The organism is Nioella sediminis, assembly GCF_001879695.1.
GTDB lineage: Bacteria > Pseudomonadota > Alphaproteobacteria > Rhodobacterales > Rhodobacteraceae > Nioella > Nioella sediminis.
On record NZ_MNBL01000049.1, the window covers coordinates 17,315 to 39,196 of the forward strand.

Annotated in this window: 15 protein-coding genes and 1 tRNA gene; 11 read left to right on the forward strand and 5 right to left on the reverse strand. The window is 63.2% G+C overall.

Translation table 11 applies throughout. The features are described 5' to 3' along the window. The first annotated feature begins 176 nt into the window (after positions 1 to 176). The 4 genes from BKY26_RS07890 to BKY26_RS07905 all read left to right on the forward strand — a co-directional run bounded on the left by BKY26_RS07890 (position 177) and on the right by BKY26_RS07905 (position 4,904). Positions 177 to 1,589, forward strand: a complete 1,413-nt coding sequence (locus BKY26_RS07890) for an FAD-binding oxidoreductase (RefSeq protein WP_071689854.1) — start codon at positions 177 to 179, stop codon at positions 1,587 to 1,589. Continuing rightward, the gene (locus tag BKY26_RS07895; RefSeq protein ID WP_071689855.1) at positions 1,582 to 2,295 is read left to right on the forward strand and encodes a VIT1/CCC1 transporter family protein; all 714 of its coding nucleotides are present in this window, start codon (positions 1,582 to 1,584) and stop codon (positions 2,293 to 2,295) included. The genes BKY26_RS07890 and BKY26_RS07895 overlap by 8 nt, the downstream gene beginning before the upstream one ends. An 85-nt stretch (positions 2,296 to 2,380) precedes the next feature. Then, positions 2,381 to 4,186, forward strand: coding sequence for a phosphogluconate dehydratase (edd, locus tag BKY26_RS07900; protein WP_071689856.1), 1,806 nt, complete (start codon positions 2,381 to 2,383; stop codon positions 4,184 to 4,186). Positions 4,187 to 4,262: 76 nt separating this feature from the next. Continuing rightward, a complete protein-coding gene (locus BKY26_RS07905) occupies positions 4,263 to 4,904 on the forward strand; it encodes a bifunctional 4-hydroxy-2-oxoglutarate aldolase/2-dehydro-3-deoxy-phosphogluconate aldolase (RefSeq protein ID WP_071689857.1) in 642 nt (213 codons plus the stop codon). 6 nt (positions 4,905 to 4,910) lie between these two features. Here BKY26_RS07905 and BKY26_RS07910 read toward each other — a convergent pair whose 3' ends face one another. Genes BKY26_RS07910 through BKY26_RS07920 form a run of 3 tightly spaced genes read right to left on the reverse strand, consistent with a single transcriptional unit; the run spans position 4,911 to position 8,630 of the window. Then, the gene (locus BKY26_RS07910) at positions 4,911 to 6,296 is read right to left on the reverse strand and encodes a pyridoxal phosphate-dependent decarboxylase family protein (RefSeq protein WP_071689858.1); all 1,386 of its coding nucleotides are present in this window, start codon (positions 6,294 to 6,296) and stop codon (positions 4,911 to 4,913) included. Positions 6,297 to 6,331: 35 nt separating this feature from the next. Beyond that, the gene (locus BKY26_RS07915) at positions 6,332 to 7,396 is read right to left on the reverse strand and encodes a bifunctional transcriptional activator/DNA repair enzyme AdaA (RefSeq protein WP_071689859.1); all 1,065 of its coding nucleotides are present in this window, start codon (positions 7,394 to 7,396) and stop codon (positions 6,332 to 6,334) included. A 49-nt stretch (positions 7,397 to 7,445) separates the two neighbouring features. Continuing rightward, positions 7,446 to 8,630, reverse strand: a complete 1,185-nt coding sequence (locus BKY26_RS07920; RefSeq protein ID WP_071689876.1) for a pyridoxal phosphate-dependent aminotransferase — start codon at positions 8,628 to 8,630, stop codon at positions 7,446 to 7,448. Between the two features lie 264 nt (positions 8,631 to 8,894). On the opposite strand from BKY26_RS07920, the gene cysS reads away from it, so the two are divergent. The 7 genes from cysS (at position 8,895) to BKY26_RS07955 (ending at position 21,083) form a co-directional block, all read left to right on the forward strand. Continuing rightward, positions 8,895 to 10,262, forward strand: coding sequence for a cysteine--tRNA ligase (gene cysS, locus BKY26_RS07925; protein WP_071689860.1), 1,368 nt, complete (start codon positions 8,895 to 8,897; stop codon positions 10,260 to 10,262). A gap of 67 nt (positions 10,263 to 10,329) precedes the next feature. Beyond that, complete coding sequence (cimA, locus tag BKY26_RS07930; protein ID WP_071689861.1) at positions 10,330 to 11,952, forward strand: citramalate synthase; 1,623 nt, start codon at positions 10,330 to 10,332, stop codon at positions 11,950 to 11,952. Beyond that, entirely contained in the window at positions 11,949 to 12,719 is a 771-nt protein-coding gene (locus BKY26_RS07935; protein WP_071689862.1) for a phytoene/squalene synthase family protein, read from the forward strand. Before cimA ends, BKY26_RS07935 begins: the two co-directional genes overlap by 4 nt. 56 nt (positions 12,720 to 12,775) lie before the next feature. Beyond that, positions 12,776 to 13,741: a GAF domain-containing protein gene (locus tag BKY26_RS07940; RefSeq protein WP_083431367.1), complete on the forward strand. Its 966-nt coding sequence runs from the start codon at positions 12,776 to 12,778 to the stop codon at positions 13,739 to 13,741. A 122-nt stretch (positions 13,742 to 13,863) separates the two neighbouring features. Next, entirely contained in the window at positions 13,864 to 15,384 is a 1,521-nt protein-coding gene (gene exaC / locus BKY26_RS07945) for an acetaldehyde dehydrogenase ExaC (protein WP_071689863.1), read from the forward strand. 210 nt (positions 15,385 to 15,594) lie between these two features. Further along, a complete protein-coding gene (locus tag BKY26_RS07950) occupies positions 15,595 to 20,409 on the forward strand; it encodes an ankyrin repeat domain-containing protein (protein WP_131541805.1) in 4,815 nt (1,604 codons plus the stop codon). Further along, complete coding sequence (locus BKY26_RS07955; protein ID WP_146632868.1) at positions 20,388 to 21,083, forward strand: hypothetical protein; 696 nt, start codon at positions 20,388 to 20,390, stop codon at positions 21,081 to 21,083. Before BKY26_RS07950 ends, BKY26_RS07955 begins: the two co-directional genes overlap by 22 nt. A gap of 1 nt (position 21,084) precedes the next feature. Here the strand turns inward: BKY26_RS07955 and BKY26_RS20865 are convergent, their stop codons facing one another. After that, complete coding sequence (locus tag BKY26_RS20865) at positions 21,085 to 21,303, reverse strand: DUF3363 domain-containing protein (protein WP_131541806.1); 219 nt, start codon at positions 21,301 to 21,303, stop codon at positions 21,085 to 21,087. Between the two features lie 404 nt (positions 21,304 to 21,707). Next, positions 21,708 to 21,797: transfer RNA gene (locus BKY26_RS07960), tRNA-Ser, on the reverse strand. Between the last annotated feature and the right edge of the window lie 85 nt (positions 21,798 to 21,882).

Sequence of the window (21,882 nt, forward strand, 5' to 3'; positions counted from 1 at the left end):
TCAAGCCAGGGTTTTCAGCAAGACTAGGCACGATCTGTATCGCCCGGATGACAAGAAACCGGAAAATCATGGTTAACAGGCGGAATTACCGTCCGCAGCGACCATGGCGGCAATTGCACCAACGTGACGAGCGGCCTAGGGTCTGCCCGTTGGGTGCTGATGGGAAGGTGGTCGCCATGGCCGAACTGATGGAAATGCCGCGCAATGACGAGGGAATCGGAACGGCTGTGGCGCTTTTGAAGCAACGCTTCGCAGAGCGGCTGGAGACTGGCCAATCCATCCGGGACCAGCATGGCCACACCACCACATGGATCGAAACCCAGCCCCCCGATGCGGTCGTGTTCGTCGACAGCGCCGAGGAAGTGCAGGAGGTGGTGCGCATCTGCGCCGATCACCGCGTGCCGATCATCCCCTTTGGCACCGGCACTTCTCTGGAGGGTCATGTGAACGCCCCTGCCGGTGGTATCAGCGTGGATTTCAGCCGCATGGACAAGATCCTTGCCGTGCATCCCGAAGATATGGATGTCGTCATTCAACCCGGCGTGACCCGCGAGGCGCTGAACACCTACCTGCGCGACACGGGGCTGTTTTTCCCGGTCGATCCGGGCGCCAATGCCTCGCTAGGAGGCATGGCCGCGACACGCGCCTCGGGCACCAACGCGGTGCGCTACGGCACGATGAAGGATAACGTGCTGGCCCTGAAGGCGGTGCTGCCCTCGGGGGAGATTGTCAAGACCGGCAACCGCGCCCGCAAAAGCAGCGCCGGATATGACCTGACGCGGCTGATCGTGGGCTCGGAAGGCACGCTTGGGCTGATCACCGAACTGACGCTGAAACTGCAAGGGATACCGGAGGCGATCTCGGCGGCCACTTGTTCCTTCCCCACGGTCGAGGCCGCCTGCAACGCGGTGATCATGACGATCCAGATGGGCCTGCCCGTCGCGCGGATCGAGCTGCTGGACGCGCTGTCCGTCAGGGGCGTGAACGCCTATTCCAAGCTCGATCTGCCGGAACAGCCGCTGCTGTTGCTGGAGTTCCACGGATCTGAAAACTCCGTGAAGGAACAGGCGCAAACCTTTGGCGAGATTGCAGAAGATTTCGGCAGCCAGGGCTTTGCCTTCACCACGAAACCGGAGGACCGCAATCGGCTATGGCAGGCGCGGCACGACGCCTATTGGGCATCCCTGGCGCTGCGCCCCGGGGCGAAGGGTATCTCCACCGATTGCTGTGTGCCGGTCTCTCGTCTGGCCGAATGCGTGACCGCCGCGCAAGCCAAGGCCGAGGAATTGGGCCTGATCGCCCCGGTCGTGGGCCATGTGGGCGACGGCAATTTCCACACCCTGCCGCTGATCATGATGGAGGATGCTCAAGAGGTCGCCCGCGCGCGGGAATTCGTCAGTTGGCTGAACGATCTGGCGATTTCCATGGACGGCACCTGTACCGGCGAACACGGGATCGGGCAGGGCAAGGCGAAGTACCTGATGGGGGAACTGGGCGAAGGCGCCCTGACCATGATGGCGGCAGTGAAACGCGGCGTCGACCCGTTCAACATCTTCAATCCCGGAAAGATCCTGTTGTCCGATGTCTGATCTCACCGACCAACCCTCCGCCCACGACGAACCGCATCTGTCTTTCCGCACCGGCTGGCTGCGCGCCGCGGTGATGGGGGCCAATGACGGCATCCTGTCTACCGCGTCCCTGATCGCCGGTGTTGCCGCCGGGGGCGGCGACAGAGTGGCGATTGTGCTAGCCGGGACCGCCGGATTGATGGCCGGTGCGATGAGCATGGCGGCAGGGGAATATGTCTCGGTCTCCAGCCAGGCCGATACCGAGGCCGCCGACACGGAGCGCGAAAAATACGAATTGGAGCACAACCCGGACTCGGAACTGGAAGAACTGGTTGCGATCTATGAATTCCGTGGCCTGTCGCCCGATCTGGCCCGCAAGGTGGCCGTGGAACTGACCGAGAAGGATGCGCTCGCCGCCCATTTGCGCGATGAGATCGGCATCACCGACCTGTCGCCGCCTGCGCCGGTTCAGGCCGCTGTCGTATCGGCCCTGACCTTCGCCGTCGGGGCCGCCGCGCCGCTGCTCGTGGCCATGTTCGCGCCGCTGACGGGTCTGGTCTGGTCCGTGGGCCTTGCCACGATTGTGGCTTTGGCCGCCCTCGGGGCCCTTGGGGCGCAGGCGGGCGGGGCACCCAGAACTCGGGCTGCGATGCGCGTCGTCATCTGGGGCGTTCTGGCCATGGCCGCCACCTCGGCCATCGGGGCGCTTGTGGGGACCACGCTGTAGCCTGTTTCGGTTTCACAATTCGGGACTGGCATTGTTAGCGCTAACGGATTATAGAATGCGGTAACATGCAGCCAAGGAGTCTCCGATGTCGCTCAATGCCCGGATTGCAGAGGTCACGGACCGGATCATCGCCCGGTCGGCGGACAGCCGCAGGACCTATCTTGACCGGATGCGCCGCGCCGGCGATCAGGGCCCGGCACGCGCGCACCTGACTTGCGGAAATCAGGCCCATGCCTATGCGGCCATGGGGCAGGATCAGGGGGCGCTTGCCGAAGGGCGCGCGCCCAATATCGGGATCGTGACCGCCTATAACGACATGCTCTCGGCCCATCAGCCCTTTGAGCGGTTTCCTGGCCTGATCAGGGACGCCGCCCGTGCCCGAGGGGCAACGGCACAGGTCGCGGGCGGCGTTCCCGCCATGTGCGACGGGGTCACGCAGGGCCAGCCGGGGATGGAACTGAGCCTTTTCTCGCGCGACGTGATTGCCTTATCCGCTGGCGTGGCGCTCTCGCATAACTGTTTTGATGCGGCCATGTATCTGGGGGTCTGCGACAAGATCGTGCCCGGCCTGATTATCGCCGCTGCCACCTTCGGCCATATTCCGGCGGTCTTCGTACCGGCGGGGCCGATGACCAGCGGCCTTCCCAACGACGAGAAATCCCGAGTGCGCCAGCAGTTTGCCACCGGCGAGGTGGGCCGCGACAAGCTGATGGAAGCCGAGATGGCCTCCTATCACGGTCCGGGCACCTGCACCTTTTACGGCACCGCCAACAGCAATCAGATGTTGATGGAATTCATGGGCCTGCACCTGCCGGGGGCGTCCTTCGTCAACCCCAACACGCCGCTTCGCGATGCGTTGACCATTGCCGCGACCGAGCGGGCGATCGGCATTACCGCGCTTGGCAACGACTATCGTCCCGCGGGCGAGGTTCTGGACGAAAAGGCGTTCGTCAATGGCATCGTCGGGCTGATGGCCACGGGCGGCTCGACCAATCTCGTGTTGCACCTGCCCGCCATGGCGCGGGCGGCAGGGGTGCTGATCGAACCCGCCGATTTCGCCGAAATCTCTGCCGTCACCCCGTTGATGGCGCGCGTCTACCCAAATGGACTGGCGGATGTGAACCATTTCCACGCGGCGGGCGGGCTTGGCTATATGATAGGCGAGTTGCTGGATGCGGGGCTGTTGCACGAAGACGCCGTGACCGTGGCGGGCGATGGCCTGTCCCGCTACCGGCAGGAACCAAAGCTGCAAGGTGACAAGGTGGTCTGGACCGACGGTGCCGGGACCAGCCTGAACGAAAAGATCCTGCGCCCGGCCTCCGACCCGTTCCAGGGCTCTGGCGGATTGGCGGAACTGATCGGCAACCTCGGGCAGGGCATCATGAAAGTGTCTGCCGTGGCCCCCGAACGCCATGTAATAGAGGCCCCGGCAGCCGTATTCCACGATCAGGCAGATGTGAAAAAAGCCTTTCAGAATGGACAGTTGAACCGCGACGTTGTGGTGGTCGTCCGATTCCAGGGGCCGCGCGCCAACGGGATGCCTGAACTGCATAGCCTGACTCCGGTCCTGTCGGTGTTGCAGGATCGCGGCCACAAGGTGGCGCTGGTCACCGATGGCCGCATGTCCGGCGCATCGGGCAAGGTACCCTCGGCCATTCATGTTTCCCCCGAGGCACTGGATGGTGGGCTGATGGCGCGGATTCAGGATGGCGACCTGATCCGGGTTGATGCCGTCAAGGGAACGCTCGACGTCCTGACTGAAGGCGTTGCCGACCGCGCCCCTGTCACCCCCGATCTGTCGGCCAACAGCCATGGCATCGGCCGCGAGCTGTTCGAGGTCTTCCGCTGCAGCGCGGGCCCCGCGACCTCGGGGGCGGGCGTGGTCGTCTGATCTTCTTCTTGGCCCCAATACTCCCGCCGGAGGCGTCCCGCCCCAGCCACCGGCCCCGACCCGAAGGACATAAGCGATGACCCCGCAACAAGCCTCTCTCCACGCCCGCAACATCGCGGCGCTTGCCCCGATCATCCCCGTGCTGGTCGTCGATGACGTCGCCCATGCCCGGCCGCTTGCCGAGGCGCTCGTCGCCGGTGGCCTGCCCGCGCTGGAAGTGACCCTACGCACCCCCGCCGCGCTCGACGTGATCCGCGAGATGGCCAAGGTGCCGGGCGGCGTCGTGGGGGCAGGCACCTTGCTGACCCCCGCCGACGTGAAGGCCGCGAAGGAGGCGGGCGCGACATTCGGCGTGTCGCCCGGCGCGACCGACAAGCTGCTTGATGCCTGCGAGGAGGCGGACCTGCCGCTTCTGCCCGGCGCCGCGACCGCAACCGAGGCCATGCGCCTTCTGGAACGCGGCTACACGATGCTGAAATTCTTCCCCGCCGAGGCTTCGGGCGGGGCCCCCGCGCTCAAATCCATCGGCGCGCCGATCCCGCAGATTTCCTTCTGCCCCACGGGTGGGGTCAGCATGAAAAATGCGAATGAGTACCTGAGCTTGCCGAACGTTCTTTGTGCGGGCGGATCCTGGGTTGCGCCGAAAGACGCGGTCGAGTCCGGGGATTGGGCACGCATCGAAACCCTCGCCCGCGAGGCCGCCGCTCTGCCACGCTGAGCCCGTCTATCCAAGCATCTCGCGCAGGACCGTTTCCACCATCATCACGTCCTCCCTTGTGCAGTCGAAACTGCCCGCCGTCATGCGGATGACGAAGCGGCCCTCGTGGCGGGTCTGGGTCAGGTAGACGCGGCCATCGGCGTTGACCTTCTGGATCAGCGCCTCGCTTGCTGCATCCCCGTCTTTGTGGGCGAAGGAGAAGAGCGCCAGGCGCGGCTCTGTCACGATCTCCAGCCCCGGAATTGCCGCCACACGTTCCGCCAGTTCCGACACCCAGTCCACGTGATTGCGCAGCCTTTCGCGCAGCCCCTCCAGCCCGTAGGCGCGCAGCACGAACCACAGTTTCAGTGCCCGGAAGCGGCGGCCGAGCGGCACGGTCCATTCGTTGAAATCTGTGATCTCGCTGCTTTCCAGCGTTTCCAGGTAGTCGGGGCGCAGCCCGAGCGTGCGGATCTGCGGGGCCGGATCGCGCAGGAACTGGACGGAGCAGTCGAACTGCACGCCGAGCCATTTATGGGGGTTGAAGACGATCGAATCGCAGCCCTCGGCCCCCGCCCAGAGGGGCCGGAATTCCGCGCAGATCATCGCCGACCCGGCCCATGCCGCATCCACATGGGTATAAAGCCCCTCGGCCTGCGCCACGGGCAGGCAGGCGGCGATATCGTCAAAGGCCCCGACAGAGGTGCCGCCGGAACAAAAGATGACACCCGCTGGCACCATCCCCGCCGCGCGGTCCGCTTTGATCGCTTTGGAAAGCGCCTCGGGGTCCATCGACAGATCGGCCCGTGTGGGGATTTTTACCAGATTTTCCTGTCCGATCCCCGCCAGTCGCACCGCCTTGTCAACGGAGCTATGGGTCTGCGCTGAGGCATAGACACGCAACACTGGCTGGCCGGACAAACCCTCGGTCAGGCCACGCCAGTCCAGCGCCCGTTCGCGCATGGTCAGCACCGCCGACAGCGTTGCCGTGGTTGCGGTGTCATGGATCGTGCCGCTGAATCCTTCCGGCAAGCCAAGCCCCGCGCGCAGCCATTGCACCATCCGTTCCTCGATCTCGGTCGCGGCGGGCGAGGTCTGCCACAGCATGCATTGCGCGCTGATCGCGTTGGCCAGCTGCTCGGCCAGCATGGAGGCGGGCGAGGCGTTCGACGGGAAATAGGCGAAGAATCGCGGGTGCTGCCAATGGGTCATGGCGCCGGGCACGATGCGTTCGAAATCGGCGAAGATGTCGTCCATCGGTTCCGCCGTTTCCGGGGCCTCAGCCGGCAGAGCCTCGCGGATCGAGCCCGGTGTCACGTCGGGGCGCACGGGGCGGTTGCGCAGCGTGGCGTGATAGTCCTGCGCCCATGCGGCGGCCCTGGCGGACCAATTCGGCAGATCGTCGTGGTTCATGGCGGCATCTCCCTTCACCAGAAATGCTTATCATGTTAAGCGGTTTCCGCAACCCCGGTGTAGCGACGTTCGATATCGATCAGCCGCCGCTTGCGCCAGAGCCCTCCGCCATAGCCCGTCAGGCTGCCATCGGCGCCGATCACCCGGTGGCAGGGGATCAGGATCGCGATGCGGTTGGCGCCATTGGCGCGGGCGACGGCGCGGGCGGCTTCGGGGCGGCCGATCCGGGTGGCGAGGTCGGAATAGCTGCGGGTTTCGCCCGCCGGAATGCGCTGCAGCGCGTCCCAGACCTGCCGTTGGAAGGGCGTGCCACCGGGGGCAAGCGGCACGGTAAAACGGGCGTTTTGCCCGTCCATGAAGGCCGCCAGTTCCTGCGCGGCACGCTCGGTCGGGGCAGGGCGGCCAAGCCCCAGATCGCCTTTGGCGTCCCGCCACAGGGCCTTCAACTCGGTCGGAAGGGCCCTGCGGTCGGCAAATTCCAGCAGGTAGAGCGCCCGTTCATCGCTGACCGCCACCATGGGCCCAAGCGCCGTGTCGATCCAATCCGCCTGCAAGCGCGCGCCCGCCGTCAGGCTGCCCGGCGCAACCCCCAGAAGCCGGGCGAAACTGGCGCGAAAGGCGGAGGGGCTTTCGAACCCGGCATCGAGCTGCGCCTCGGTCACGCTGCCAGTGTTGCCAAGCGCGGTGAAGCCTTCGCGCAAACGCCGCTGGCGGGCCATGTCGAGAAAGCTCATCCCGAAATGGCGTTTGAAGGCGCGGCGCACGGTCGAGGGGTCGTGGCCTATGGCCGTCAGATCGGCCTCGCGCCAGCGACGCGCGGGGGCACGGTCGAGCGCAGCCAGCAGGGTTTCGACCAGCGGATCGCCGCTCTGGTTCAGGGGGTGGCAGCGTTTGCAGGGGCGAAACCCGGCCTCAAGGCAGGCGCCAGCCGTGGCGTGGAAGGCGCAGTTCTTGCGCAAGGGTTTCCGCGCGGGGCAGGTGAAGCGGCAGAAAATGCCCGTGGAGCGCACCGCCACATAGGCGCGCCCGTCATAGGCCGGGTCTTTCGCGCAAAGCGCGGCATAAAGCGTGTCAGGGTCGGGCAGGTCGAAGAGGGTCATGACGAGACCCTATCCGATTCCCCCCGCCCGTGACGCCGGTTTTCGGGCGTCAATCCTGCAGCGCCCCGGCCCGTTCCCGGGCGAAGTCCAGCAAGGTCGCCACCGCCTCGCGCAGCCGGTCGTCCGCCACCGTCAGGGCCACACGGATATGCCCCGCCGCCGCCTGACCGAAGCTTTCGCCGGGCATCACCGCGATATGGTGCTGTTTCAGCAGGGCAAAGGCGAAGTCCTCGCCGCTGAGCCCCGTCGCACGGATATCCAGCATCGCATACATCGCCCCCTGCGCCGGGATCGCGCGCACCACCTGCTGCCCTGCGACAAGATCCAGAACCAGCCCGCGGCGGCGACGGAAAGGCTCGGCGATGCGCGCCTCGAAATCCTCGCCCAGTTCCAGCGCGAAAAGCCCCGCCGACTGCACGAAGCCCGCGACGCCGTAATTGGTGTTGGTGGCCAGCTGGATCAGGTTTTCCGTCACCTCCTCGGGCGCCACGATCCAGCCGCAGCGCGATCCGGTCATCGCGTGGCTTTTCGAGAGCGACCCGATCTGCATCGTCCGATCCGCCATGCCGGGCAGGGTGCGCGGGCTGATATGCGGCCCGTCCCAGACCTGCGTGTCATAGACCTCGTCGGAGATGAGCCACAGGTCATGCTCCTGCACCACGCGGGCGATGCCCGCCATCGTGTCAGCCCCGTAAACCGCGCCGGTGGGGTTGTTGGGCGAGTTGATCAGCAGCGATCTTGCCCCCGGTGCGGATTTGGCGATTTCGCTCGGATCGGGCTGGAAGCCATGGGCCGAGCGCGCCTTCACCGCCACCGGCACCGCGCCCACGGACCGGATCGTGCCGGGATAGGTGGCGTAGTAGGGATCGATGAAGAGCGCCCGGTCGCCCTCGTCACAGGCTGCGTGATGGGCCATGAACAGCGCCGCCTGACCGCCCGGCGTGATCATCACATTGTCGCGCGTGGTTTTCAGGCCTAACCGCTCCGTCACCCGCGCCGCCACCTTGTCGCGCAGCGCGTCGATGCCGGGGATCATGGCGTAGCCGGTGTTGCCTCCGCTGGCCGAGGCATGCATCGCCTCAAGGATCTGGGCGTCGGTGCGGATGTCATGTTCGCCGATGGTCAGTTCCGTCACGTCAACACCCGCGTCGATCATCCGGCGCGCCTCTATGAACAGGCCCCAGCCATCGTCGCCATCCCCGTTCAATGTCGAAATACGCCGTGATTGCCGCATCGCCGCACCTGTCCGTCTGATCGTGATTCCAAGGCCCCGAGAGGCGCATGCCATCTCCGCCTTGTCAACGCCGGTCCCGGCAGTTTGCCGGAAGGGCTTGGCAGCGCGGCGGAAGCGGTCTAGGGTCACGGCCATGAACGCAACGCTCTGCATCATCTGCTGCATTATTACCGGCTGACATCGTCAGGGCGGTCCGTTCGTTGCTTCCAAAACAATACAGAAGTTGATAGGCCCGCCCGCGAGCGCCCCTCGTGAGGAACAGGCATGACTACGATCAGGTTTCACAACACCCGCACCCGCCGGAAGGAGGTTTTCGAGCCCCTCGATCCAAAGAATGTGCGCATGTATGTCTGTGGCCCCACGGTCTATGACCGCGCCCATATGGGAAATGCGCGGGCGGCGGTGTCTTTCGACGTGGCCTACCGGCTTCTGCGCCATGTCTACGGGGCCGATCATGTCACCTATGTGCGCAATTTCACCGACGTGGACGACAAGATCAACGCGAAGGCGGCGGAAACCGGGCGACCGATCAGCGACATCACGGCGGAAACAACGCAATGGTATCTCGACGACATGGCCGCTTTGGGCGTGCTGGAGCCGAACCAGATGCCGCGCGCCACGCAATATATCGGGCAAATGGTGGCAATGATCGAAGAACTGATCGCCAAGGGCCACGCCTATGCCGCCGAGGGGCATGTTCTGTTTTCGGTGAAGAGCTACCCGGACTATGGCCGCCTCTCGGGCCGGTCGGTCGATGACATGATCGCAGGCGCCCGGGTGGAAGTGGCCCCCTACAAGCGCGATCCGATGGATTTCGTGCTGTGGAAGCCGTCCTCCGACGATCTGCCGGGCTGGGACTCGCCCTGGGGCCGGGGGCGGCCCGGCTGGCATATCGAATGCTCGGCCATGGCCTATGAATTGCTCGGGGAAACCTTCGACATCCACGGCGGCGGCAACGACCTGATGTTCCCCCACCACGAAAACGAGATCGCCCAAAGCTGCTGCGCCCATCCCGAGGGCGGCTTCGCGCGCTATTGGCTGCACAACGAGATGCTGCAGGTCGAGGGCAAGAAGATGTCCAAGTCGCTCGGCAATTTCTTCACCGTCCATGACCTGCTGGAGCAGGGCATTCCGGGGGAAGTGATCCGGTTCGTGTTCCTGCAGACCCACTACGGCAAGCCGATGGACTGGACCGCAAAAAAGGCGGAGGACGCGGAGAAGACGTTGCGGAAATGGCGGGCGATGACGGCTGGCGTAGAGGCCTCGCAGCCATCGGATACGGCTGTCGAGGCGCTGGCGGATGACCTGAACACTGCGGGAGTCGTCGCCGAATTGCACCGGCTGGCCGGGGCGGGGGATGCGGCCGGGTTGAAGGCGACGGCGAGGTTGATTGGACTATTGGACGATCGGCATGGGGCCTGGGCCAATACGGAATCGGTCGATCTGTCCGCACTGGAAACGCGCATGGCAGAAACACGCGCCGCGGCGATGGAAAGCAAGGATTTCTCAGAAGTTGATCGGCTCAAGGCCGTAATGATCTCGGCAGGGCTGGAGGTGCGCATGTCCAAGGCAGGCGTGGAACTGGTCCCGACCCCGCAATTCGATGCGGCGAAGCTGGAGGGGCTCGTATGAAGAATTTTCCGGAAAATTCTTCCGATCTGAAAAATCTTCAAGAAGATTTTTCCGTGGGGGCATTCGCATGACCAGATCCCGCCTCTACATCTACGACACCACGTTGCGCGACGGGCAGCAGACGCAGGGCGTGCAGTTCTCCACCGCTGAGAAACAGGCCATTGCAACCATGCTGGACGCGCTTGGCGTGGACTATATCGAGGGCGGCTGGCCCGGCGCCAACCCCACTGACAGCGCCTTCTTCGACGCAGCCCCCAAGACCCGCGCCACCATGACCGCCTTTGGCATGACCAAGCGGGCAGGGCGATCCGCTGAAAATGACGAGGTTCTGGCGGGCGTCCTGAACGCAGGCACCGGGGCGGTCTGCCTCGTCGGCAAGACCCATGATTTCCACGTGGACACCGCGCTTGGCATCACCTTGCCGGAAAACCTGGACAACATCGCGAAATCCGTGGCGCATCTGGTGGCTCAGGGGCGCGAGGCGCTGTTCGATGCCGAACATTTCTTCGACGGCTACAAGGCCAACCCCGCCTATGCGCTGGACTGCCTGAAGGCCGCGCTCGACAATGGCGCGCGCTGGATCGTGCTTTGCGACACCAATGGTGGTACATTGCCGGAAGAAATCGGGCGCATCACCGGCGAGGTGATCGCTGCGGGCATCCCCGGAGATCGGCTTGGTATCCACACACATAACGACACCGAAACCGCTGTAGCCGGTAGCCTCGCGGCGATCGACGCGGGTGCGCGGCAGATACAGGGCACACTCAATGGACTTGGCGAGCGCTGCGGCAATGCCAATCTGACCACGCTCATCCCCACGCTGCTGCTGAAGGAACCCTACGCCAGCCGCTTTGACACGGGCATCACGCTGGACGCGTTGACCGGGCTGACCAAGATCAGCCGCACGCTTGATGATATCCTCAACCGCGTGCCCATGCGGCAGGCCCCCTATGTTGGCAGTTCCGCCTTTGCCCACAAGGCGGGGCTTCATGCCAGCGCGATCCTGAAGGATCCCACGACCTACGAACATATCGACCCTGCAACCGTGGGCAATGCGCGCATCATCCCGATGTCGAACCAGGCCGGGCAGTCGAACCTGATCCGGCGGCTGGCGGAGGCGGGGCTGACCGTCGAAAAGGGCCACCCGGCGCTTGGCACCATCCTTGAGGAGATCAAGGCGCGCGAGGCGGAAGGCTATTCCTACGACACCGCGCAGGCCAGTTTCGAGCTGCTGGCGCGCCGCGCGCTCGGGCAGTTGCCAAGCTTCTTCGAGGTGAAGCGCTACAAGGTCACCGTCGAGCGGCGCAAGAACAAGTACAATCGCATGGTCAGCCTGTCGGAGGCTGTTGTGGTGGTGAAGATCGGCGACCAGAAGATGTTGTCGGTCAGTGAAAGCATGGACGAAACCGGCGCCGATCGTGGCCCGGTCAATGCGCTGTCGAAGGCGCTGGCCAAGGATCTGGGTCCCTACCAGTCCTATATCGACGATATCAGGCTGGTGGATTTCAAGGTGCGCATCACCCAGGGCGGGACCGAGGCCGTGACCCGCGTGATCATCGACAGCCAGGACAGTACCGGGCGGCGCTGGTCCACCGTGGGCGTGTCGCCCAATATCGTCGATGCAAGCTTCGAGGCGCTGCTCGACGCGGTGACCTGGAAACTTGTACGCGACGGGGCACCGGCGGCATGAGTCTTCAGGCCTGCGCGGAACTTGTGGAACGCGGTGATCCCGACCGCTTCATGGCCACCATGGCTGCACCACCACCGACGCGCGCCGTGCTCTTCCCGCTCTATGCGTTCAACCTGGAGGTTGCCCGCGCGCCATGGGTTGCATCCGAGCCGATGATTGCCGAGATGCGTCTACAATTCTGGCGTGACGTGGTGGAAGAGATCGGGCAGGGCAAACCACCCCGTGCCCATGAGGTGTTGGAGCCGTTGGCACAGGCCATCCAGTCGGAAAACGCCGCGCTGCTGGATGACCTGATTGCCGCGCGCCGGTGGGATATCTACCGCGATGCCTTTGAGGACGAGGCGCATTTCGACCGCTACATAGACGCAACCGCCGGTAACCTTGCCTGGGTCGCGGCCCGTGCCCTTGGCGCAGCGGACGAAGTGGAAACCGCCATACGCGATATGGCCTGGGGTGGCGGCGTTGCGGGGTTTCTGCGCGCCGTGCCGGAGCTGGAGACGCGGGGCAGGGTGCCGTTGCTCGATGGCAGGCCGGAGGGTGTGAAGGCCTTGGCGGACCGGGCCCTGACCCGTTTCCGGCAGGGCAAGGCTGCGCAATCCGCCATCCCGGCCGCTGCGAGACCTGCGCTTTATGCCTTCTGGCAGGCGGAGCCAATCCTGAAAGCCGCCCTTGCCAATCCGCTTTGCGTCGCGGACGGCGCCTTGGCTGTAAGTGAATTTGCCCGCCGCGCACGTCTTTTGCTTGTATCGCTGACCGGCAGGCTCTGAGCCATCCTGTTCCCACGCGCAGCTCTTTGCCCTAGGATGCCCCAGGGAGGAGCATCATGGCCAAGGCCGATCATCACATCACCCGCGTTGTCGAAACCGCGACCGATCCGGGCGCGGCGGCGCGGTCCCGGCTGGCGGCCTCGTGGCGACGGTCGCTCGATCATCACGGGCTCGACCCCGGCCAGCGCGACGGGGTGCAGCGGATCACCGATACGGAACTCGCGCAGCGGCGCGAAAAGGCCGAGGCGATGCGGCGCATCGCGACGCCCAAGCTCGATACGCTCTACCAGCTTGTCGGCAGTTCCGGCTGTGGTGTTTTGCTGACCGATGCAGAGGGCGTTGTGCTGGACCTTCGCGCCGCCGATGGCGACCAGTCGGTGTTCGATGCCTGGGGGCTGACGCCGGGATCGGACTGGTCAGAGGCGTCGGAAGGCACCAATGGCATCGGCACCTGCATCGCCGAAACCCGGCGTGTCATCATCCACCGGGACGAGCATTTCCACGCCCGCAACACGGGCATGAGCTGCATCGACGCGCCCATTTTCGGGCCGGAAGGCGAGCTGATCGGGGCGCTCGACGTGTCCTCTGCGCGGGCCGACCAGACAGAGGCGTTCAACCGCCTCATCGCCGCGCAGGTGGCGCAGACGGCGCGACAGATCGAGGTGGACAGTTTTCGCGCTGCCTTTCCAATGGCGCGCATCATCGTGGCAGATAATGATGACAGCGAGGCGGCGATGCTGCTGGCGGTGGACCGTGACGATATCGTGCTTGGGGCCACACGGGGCGCGCGCAAGGCGTTCGGGCTTGGGGCATCGGGTCCGATCCGCTCGGTCCCTGCATCCGACCTCTTTGGCCGGGACGACGGGCCGTCAGGGTTTGAAAAGGCCGAACGCGCCGCCGTGATTCGGGCCCTGTCGCGGGCCGGTGGCAATGTCTCTCAGGCCGCCCGCGCGCTCGGCGTGGGCCGTGCGACGCTCTATCGACGGATGAAACGGCTCGGGATCGGGGAAAACACGGGCTGACCTGTCTCAGGAGTGAGACAGGTGCGAGACACCGGCTGCTGCCCCCCGGCTGACAGTGCCCGGTCCAATTCGCAGATTTCTTCCATTCCCGGCGGAGGACCGGGACGATTGGAGGATCTCTCATGAATGAAATGACGCAAGTCTCGGGCGGCTACACCTCGCCCTTCAAAACCCGTTACGACAACTTCATCGGTGGCCGCTTCGTTGCCCCCGTGAAGGGCCAGTATTTCGACAACATCACGCCGATCACCGGCGCCAAGGTCTGCGAAGTCGCCCGGTCGGGTGCCGAGGACGTGGAGCTTGCGCTCGACGCCGCCCATGCCGCGAAAGACGCCTGGGGCAAGACCTCGGCCGCCGAACGCTCCAACCTGCTGCTGAAAATTGCCGACCGGATCGAGGAAAACCTCGACCTGATCGCGACCGCCGAAACCTGGGACAATGGCAAGCCGATCCGCGAAACCACGGCGGCCGACATCCCGCTCACCGTCGATCACTTCCGCTACTTCGCCGGGGTCCTGCGCAGCCAGGAAGGCAACATGAGCGAGATCGACCACGACACCGTGGCCTATCACTTCCATGAGCCGCTCGGCGTCGTGGGTCAGATCATCCCGTGGAACTTCTCGGTCCTGATGGCCGCGTGGAAACTGGCGCCCGCGCTGGCCGCCGGCAACTGCATCGTGCTGAAGCCCGCCGAACAGACCCCCGCGGCGATCATGGTGCTGGTGGAATGCATCGCCGATCTTCTGCCCGCCGGTGTTCTGAACATCGTGAACGGCTACGGCGCTGAGGTCGGCGCGGCCCTGGCCCGCAGCTCGCGCATCGCCAAGATTGCTTTCACCGGGTCCACCGAGACCGGCCGCAAGATCATGGAGGCCGCGACGGTCAACCTGATCCCGGTCACGCTGGAACTGGGTGGCAAGTCGCCCAACATCTTCTTTTCCGACGTGATGGCCGAGGATGACGCCTTCCTCGACAAGGCGGTCGAGGGCTTCGTCCTATTCGCCTTCAACCAGGGCGAGGTCTGCACCTGCCCGAGCCGCGCGTTGATCCAGGAGGACATCTACGAGGAATTCATCGCCCGCTGCATCGAACGCGTGAAGGCGATCAAGCAGGGCGACCCGCGCGAGATGGAGACCATGGTCGGTGCACAGGCCAGCCAGGAACAGCAGGACAAGATCCTGTCCTACCTGACCATCGGCGTGGAGGAAGGCGCGGAAGTGCTGACCGGCGGCGACGCGGCGCGGTTCAACGGTGATCTGGCGGAAGGCTTCTACATCCAGCCCACGATCCTCAAGGGTCACAACAAGATGCGCGTCTTCCAGGAGGAAATCTTCGGCCCCGTCGTGTCGGTGACGACCTTCAAGACCGAGGAAGAGGCGCTCGCCATCGCCAATGACACCATGTACGGCCTCGGTGCCGGGGTCTGGACCCGCGACGGCACACGCGCCTACCGCTTTGGCCGCGATATCGAGGCGGGCCGTGTCTGGGTCAACAACTACCACGCCTATCCGGCCCATGCGGCCTTCGGCGGCTACAAGCAGTCGGGCATCGGGCGCGAGACCCACAAGATGATGCTGGACCACTACCAGCAGACCAAGAACATGCTGGTCAGCTACAACCCCAACAAGCTCGGCTTCTTCTGAGCCTGCCTTGAGCGTTTGAATCCCTGCTGCCGACCGGGATCCCCTGGTCGGCAGTTTTCATTTGCGCACTAAGGGCGGATTTCCGGGGCCAAACGAACCGTGCCAGACTGTTGATGGGAAGACAGACAGACCGCGTTTGCCTTGGTTGAAGCAAAATCGAAATGAACTTAACCTCTCTTTATTTAGCGAATAAATGGGGATTCGGGTGTTGTGGCAATTTCACTGAGTTCGATTCTGCCCGGCATCCCCGCGGCGGCGGCATTGGTAGAAAGCTATAGTCCGGGACTGCGTAAGCGCGTCTTCGACCGCCTGATTTCCCGTCTTTTCGTTTGCTCAGGTGTTCCGGAAAATCACGTCGTCAAGCGTACATTCCGCCTTGCTTGGGTCGAGGCGACTCGCGATCTGCTCAAGCATGCGTTGAACGTGGCAGAAACCTACGGCGGAAACGAGTTCAATGCAGGCCTACCGGAATTTGCGCGGCTGCTGCGCGAGGAACTCGAGAACGAAGCGGACCGGGCGCTCGACGAAAGCAGGAAACGCGACCTCGGCGAAAGCCCGATCGACGCCCATTTGGAAGCCTTCATTTCATTGCTGGGCAAACACCTTGCAATAGGGCTCGACAGCAAAGAGCTTGACGATCTTGGTATCGGATTCACGTCGGTCATCTCTGATTTGACCGGCTGGGAGCCGGATCACATTCCCCAAATCGTCAAAACGCTTGCGCGCGACGGATACCGCGTGGGCAAGGGCGCCTCTCGGGATTTCCCTGAGCGGGTGCTCGATATGCTCGCAAGTTTCATGCAGAATCCGGAAAAGTATCCCAAGTCCGGCCCGACCCTGCTTGCGGCACTGACGACATTCCAGAACGATGAGTTGAAAGAGCTGCTGGCAAACCAGCGCGAAGAGTTGGCCGAGCTGACCGGTGACTCGCAGCTTGCCAATTCTCTTCAAAAAGACCTGCCAGAAATGGAGAGGCGGCTAACCGAAATCCTCATCGAAATCCAAAAAGAAATCCAACGCATCAGGATTGGGCTATCTCCCGAATTTGGCAAGCAGGCAGACCCGCTCTCGGACGGTACGTTTTCGCTCCGATCCGAGAACACCGTGGTCTTGGCCTGGTACGAGGATGGAGGCGAATGGTGGGAGAAGTGCGCAAATCACCTGCGATCGGCACTCGATCGGATCGGGCCCGGATACGAGCTGGCCCCGCAGGCTTGGGACTTCAACAGGTTCGATCTGCGTACCCCGCAAGGTCGCAGCCATGCGCTGACCGGCATGTGGGCCGGGTTCAACCAGGCGACGGGCCCCAGTCACGCGGCGAGCCTCGTGCGGATCGGCACGTCCTTGTCAGAGCCCATCCCCTGTGGCGGGCAGTTCGAAGATCGACTGGACAAACTCGGCCTGCTTGCCGATGGGGACGCGGGCGGGCGGTTCTTCGTCGCCGACGGCATGGAGCGAAAGGATCGTCGCCGCGCGATCAGGTCCGGCCAAATCCCGATCACCTTGGAAACACGACTCATTCTGGAAACAAAGATTGCCAAGCGACCGCTTCTGGTGCTGTACGGGACCGGGAACCACCCGCGTGAAACCGAGGTGGATACGCTTCTGGAATGGCTCAACGAGGTTGGCATCCAGGCATATGGACTGGAGCAGATCCAGCACGATGACGGTTGGGCCCTGCCATTCGTGCGAGACATCTTCGGTATCCCCGCGTCGCAGATTCCCAACCCCTACCGGCGCCTCGATCACTACCTTCCCGAGAACGCGCAACAGTTCTTCGGGCGTGACAGGCAGACCGACGAGGCCCGTCGCTGGCTGCTGACACACCGTTCCATCCTGTCGATCAGCGGCCCGAGCGGGGTGGGCAAGTCATCGTTTCTCAACGCTCGGGTGGCCTCCCTGGCCTCCGAAGCTGGTTACGAGCATTTGATCTTTCGACCCACCGACCTGCCGGTCGGCCATGTCGAGGGCACTCCGATCCGGGCCTTTTGCGAGATGCTGGCCGATCGGCTGGATCTCGGAAGAGTGGATCATCCGCTGGTCGTCATTGCCGATGCCGAGCGCGCCCGCGAAGCGGCATTGGAGTGGATCGAGCGTTCCCTGCCACAAGAGCGGCGCCTTTTTCTGGCGATTGATCAGTTCGAGGAAATCGTCGACAACATCGCCAACGATCTTGAAGCCGATTGGTGGCGCGCTCTGCTGTCGCTATTGGCAGAACTTGCGGACAGCCGCGCCTTTCCGTTGGCGATCACGTTGGAAGACAGCCGCCGGGCAATCTACGACACGCACATGGTTGGCACGGTCTATCACGGTGCCTGTGAAATCAGCCTGGCGGACGATGACGAAGACTTCGCCCGCGCGATCGTCACGGCCCCCTTCGCCGATGCGGGCTTCATTCTCCACGATGAGGTCGTGGAGCGACTGTTATCGGAGTTCCACAAGCATCCCGAAGGCGAAAGCGACGCGGGCGGTGCGGCAGCATCGTCCTTGCCCCTGTTGGCGCTGAAGCTCTACAGCCTGTTCGATCACGTGTGCCGTATGTCGGATCAGGGTACACAACCGACCAAAAGGGCTTTTCGCAAAGGAGGTGGCGCCATCACGTTGAGCGATATCGAGCCCTTCCCACTCAGCATAACCGAAGAAATCAAGAACCTGGCAGATCAGGCTTGGGCCGAGACGGACGGTGGCACGGAGGCCGACCTGGGCGCGTTCCTGCGGCCCTTCATTTCGGTTGTCCCCGGCGAGGATGGTGGCGATGCACAGACCGGGCGGCTTTTACTCAACTCCGTGCCCGCGCGACCGTTCTACATCACCGCCAACCGGCAGAAAGCGTTTCTGCGGCACCGTCTTATCGTGCCAACCCCCGGCGGCTACCGTCTGACGCATCAGGCTGTCATTCACAGATGGCCCTTTGCAGCGGCCTGGTTTCGGAAGGAAGCGAAAAGCATCCTGCGTCAGGGCTTGCTGTTGCAGCGTGCCGACGCGTGGGACCGGGACGGACGGCCCGACATTCAGGCCGCTACGGAAGAAGACGTCGCACTGGCGGCCAATTATCTTTCGCTTCGTGCTGTTGATTGGGCCGTGACGTCCGCGATCCTTGCCGACGAGGATCAGCACGAACGCGATTTCGTATTGGCCGTGTTTGCTACTTCCGATGAAGCGGATACTCCGATCGAGAGCAGCGATGTAGGCAGCCGCTACATCCACATTGCCGCCGCCTATGGCAAGATCGACCAGCTGCGTCGCATGCTCGACAAAGCGCCCGATGCAGTCAATCTGTGGCGCGGCGACAAGGGCGTACCCTTGGCGAACGCCGCATGGAATTGCCCACAGACGGTGGCATTCCTGCTTGAGAATGGCGCCGACCCAAACCTGGCGGACACTCATGGCTTTACCGCTATCCATGCCGCAATCTGGGGCGGCAACGATGCCGTCTTCGGCCTGCTTCTTGGGAAGACTGATCCGGAAAAGGCTCCGGAACAACGGATTAACCCGCTCTATTCGGCCGCCCACTGCGGTCGGCTCGACTATATCCTGAAGCTCGAGCAACACGGTTTCCGGCACGATGCGCCGTCTCTCCACAACCTCGACTCCCTGATGGGCGCGGCAAGGGGTGATGATGCGGCTGTTTTCAAGTATTGCCTTGAACGTTGCGACGTGACCCGACGGTCGGATCACGGTTGGTCGGCCTTCGACTTCTCAGCGTCAAACGGCCACACGGGGCGGATGCTGTCGATCCTGCAACGTCCTTCTGGGGCCTCCTGCCTGGACAAGGGGCCCGATGGGGTCGGTCCTCTCATGCGAGCGGCAGGTGCCCTGCAACCACGCGCCGTAGACTTTCTTCTCAATGCCGGCGTAAACCCGAACGAGCAGTCCGAAGCAGAGGACTCCAAAGGTCGTGCGGCGCTGCATTTTGCCCTGGACTGGCTGGCAAGGCATGGCGGCCCGGCCCCGCGCTTCGTGGCAGACGAAACGCGCAATACGCTTCTAACCCTTCTGAAGAGCCCGAAGCTCGATGTCGGCCTTGCCGACGACAAGGGAAAAACGGCATTTGAGATGGCCCGCCATCACGCGGGTATCCAGGCGTTGCTGGCGGAGCATCCCAACTTCGCGCCTGCCGCGATCCCGGCTGGAACGGACACGCCGCTGCATTCGGCAATCAAGTCGTTCGCTAAGGCCAAAGGCGAAAAAGACGTGCAGTCCCAATCCGATCGCGCGGCACTCATCAAAGAGATGTTGGCAGATGCGCGATACCTCGACATCCTGTTTCAGCCCGGGGCCGAACACAGTGTTCCGGTGATCGAACTGATCAAACACGGTCTCGGCGACGACATCTTGGCCTTGATCGAGGCGGGTAAAATTGCCCCGTGGCCCGAATCGCCCGGAGCAGCGATCCTTCCTGCGGCATGGCAATATCAGCACGCGGGTCTAATCAGAGCAGCCACAAACCCCTTGCCGGAAACTGTCAGCTTGGAACAGGCCACAAGCCTGGCCGCCGTCCTGAGCGAAGTCAAAGCGCCCAATCTGATGAACGCCTTTGACCCGGAGTTTTCCGTCCTTTCGACCTGCATCGCCCGCTGCCCCGACCCCCGCAAAGCCCGGACCATCATCATGCTCCGCGCTGCACAGATGGGGAATCTTGCGTTGTTTGACCGCATGCTGGCCGAAGGCGCCGATCCCAAGGAGACGGACGATTGGGGACGCGACGTGATGGCGCGGGCCAGCGACTACATCCGAAACAACCGTGCGGACGCAATTACCGGTGCATCGGCCAAAGCTGCCAGCTCAGGCAAAGCGGCATCTCCTCCAGCGCCTACCCCCAACTACCGGAGCGTTCTGGCGGCGGGCGATCTGTCGAAGATCCGACAACTGTTAAAGTCCCTGCCAGAAGGCACGTTCCCGGACGATTGGGGACGGATGCCCGCCGATTTCGTTCCCGATACCCTGCAGGCTGCGGTACTCAAGCTTCAGAAGAATGGTGACAGCAAAGGAAAGGGCAGATCTTGGAGAATGTTCAGAAAGTGACACCAGCCCTGGATTTCTTTCATCCCGGGTATTCGGGCTGGCAGGACTACGAGAATGGGGTTCCAGAAGCGCTGCGCATGGCGTTGCCACAGCTCGATTTCGGCGATGGATTGACCATAAAGACGCAGACATTGCCGTTCTATCCGGATTGCGCGTTCCTAATGTTCAAGAATCCCAGTTGGGTGCCTTCGAATCTTTATATCTACGCGCTGAGAAAGGGCGAGGATGTTGTTTGGCTAAATGGCACATCACCGGGTATTCATCAGTTCAACGGAGCAGGGAACATTGCACTGACGGACGAGAACGCTCTGCAGTACCTCCATTTCTTCTGTTTCTTCGTGCGCGGCAAGGAGGGACCGTTCTATGTGGTCAATTCTCTTGATGCGCCGTATTTGATCAGTCAACTTGGCGCCGGGGCAAATAACGACAAGAACCTGAGGGCGATGTTTGAGGCTCGCTATCAATCCCCTCGTGGTTTTGGAACGACACCGGACGGAAACCGGCGCTATTCTTTGTTGGTCATGTATTCCAACGCATTCTTCATTGCGGATTTCGAGTTGAAACCGAGCGGTATGGTAGAGATGCGAGATGACACGCCGATAATGTCCGATTTGCCCGCGAAGATCGACGCACCATTGACACCTTTGGCGACTTCAGGCGACGGATCGACGTGAATCAGACCTCCTCCGGGGGAAGGTTCGGAAATCCTTCGCTCGTTATGGGGAAGAGACGCGTTGTCACTCTCCCAGGTCTCAACCCCAGAGCCCGTTTGCGTCCGAACGCCCAATCGAAGCCCCCATCCGATGGCCCGACGCCGCCGATCTGTTGCCCCATCAGTCGTTCAATCGCGTCGTTCCGAGGGGCGAGGCTGTAGCCCAATCCGTCGTCGATCACGGCCGCTCGGTATCTGGATGCTGCCGATCAACCCGCCTCCGAAATGGCTTCCGGTTTTGACAAGGGCCCAGTCCCGGCCAAACGCACCGCTCAGGCCACGGTCATCTGGGACAATCCTAGATCCGCTTTGCTCCGAGCGACCGTCTTGGGGTCGCTATGCGGGCTTATCCAGACGGTTTCGCGCGGCTCGATGCTCCGATACCGTTGTGGGACGCGGCGGCAGAAGTGTTAGCGACGGCTTCGTTTCGCGATATTCATGGCGGAAACATCCCCGCCTATGTAGCAAATTGCGCCAAAAGATGTGCGGCAAGTCACGCGATCCAAGGGCCGATGAAAGCGCAAAAAAAAACGCCGAATTTCACATGACTATCAGTATCTTTGGAAGGGCCACATGATGCCCAAAGTGGCGGAGAGACAGGGATTCGAACCCTGGGTGGACTTGCGCCCACAACGGTTTTCGAGACCGCCCCGTTCGACCACTCCGGCACCTCTCCGCGCTTTATCAGGGGTCGTGAGGCGGGGATTTAGACGGTCCTTTCCGGGCGTGCAAGGGGGGAAGTGACGGTTTCCCGCCGATCA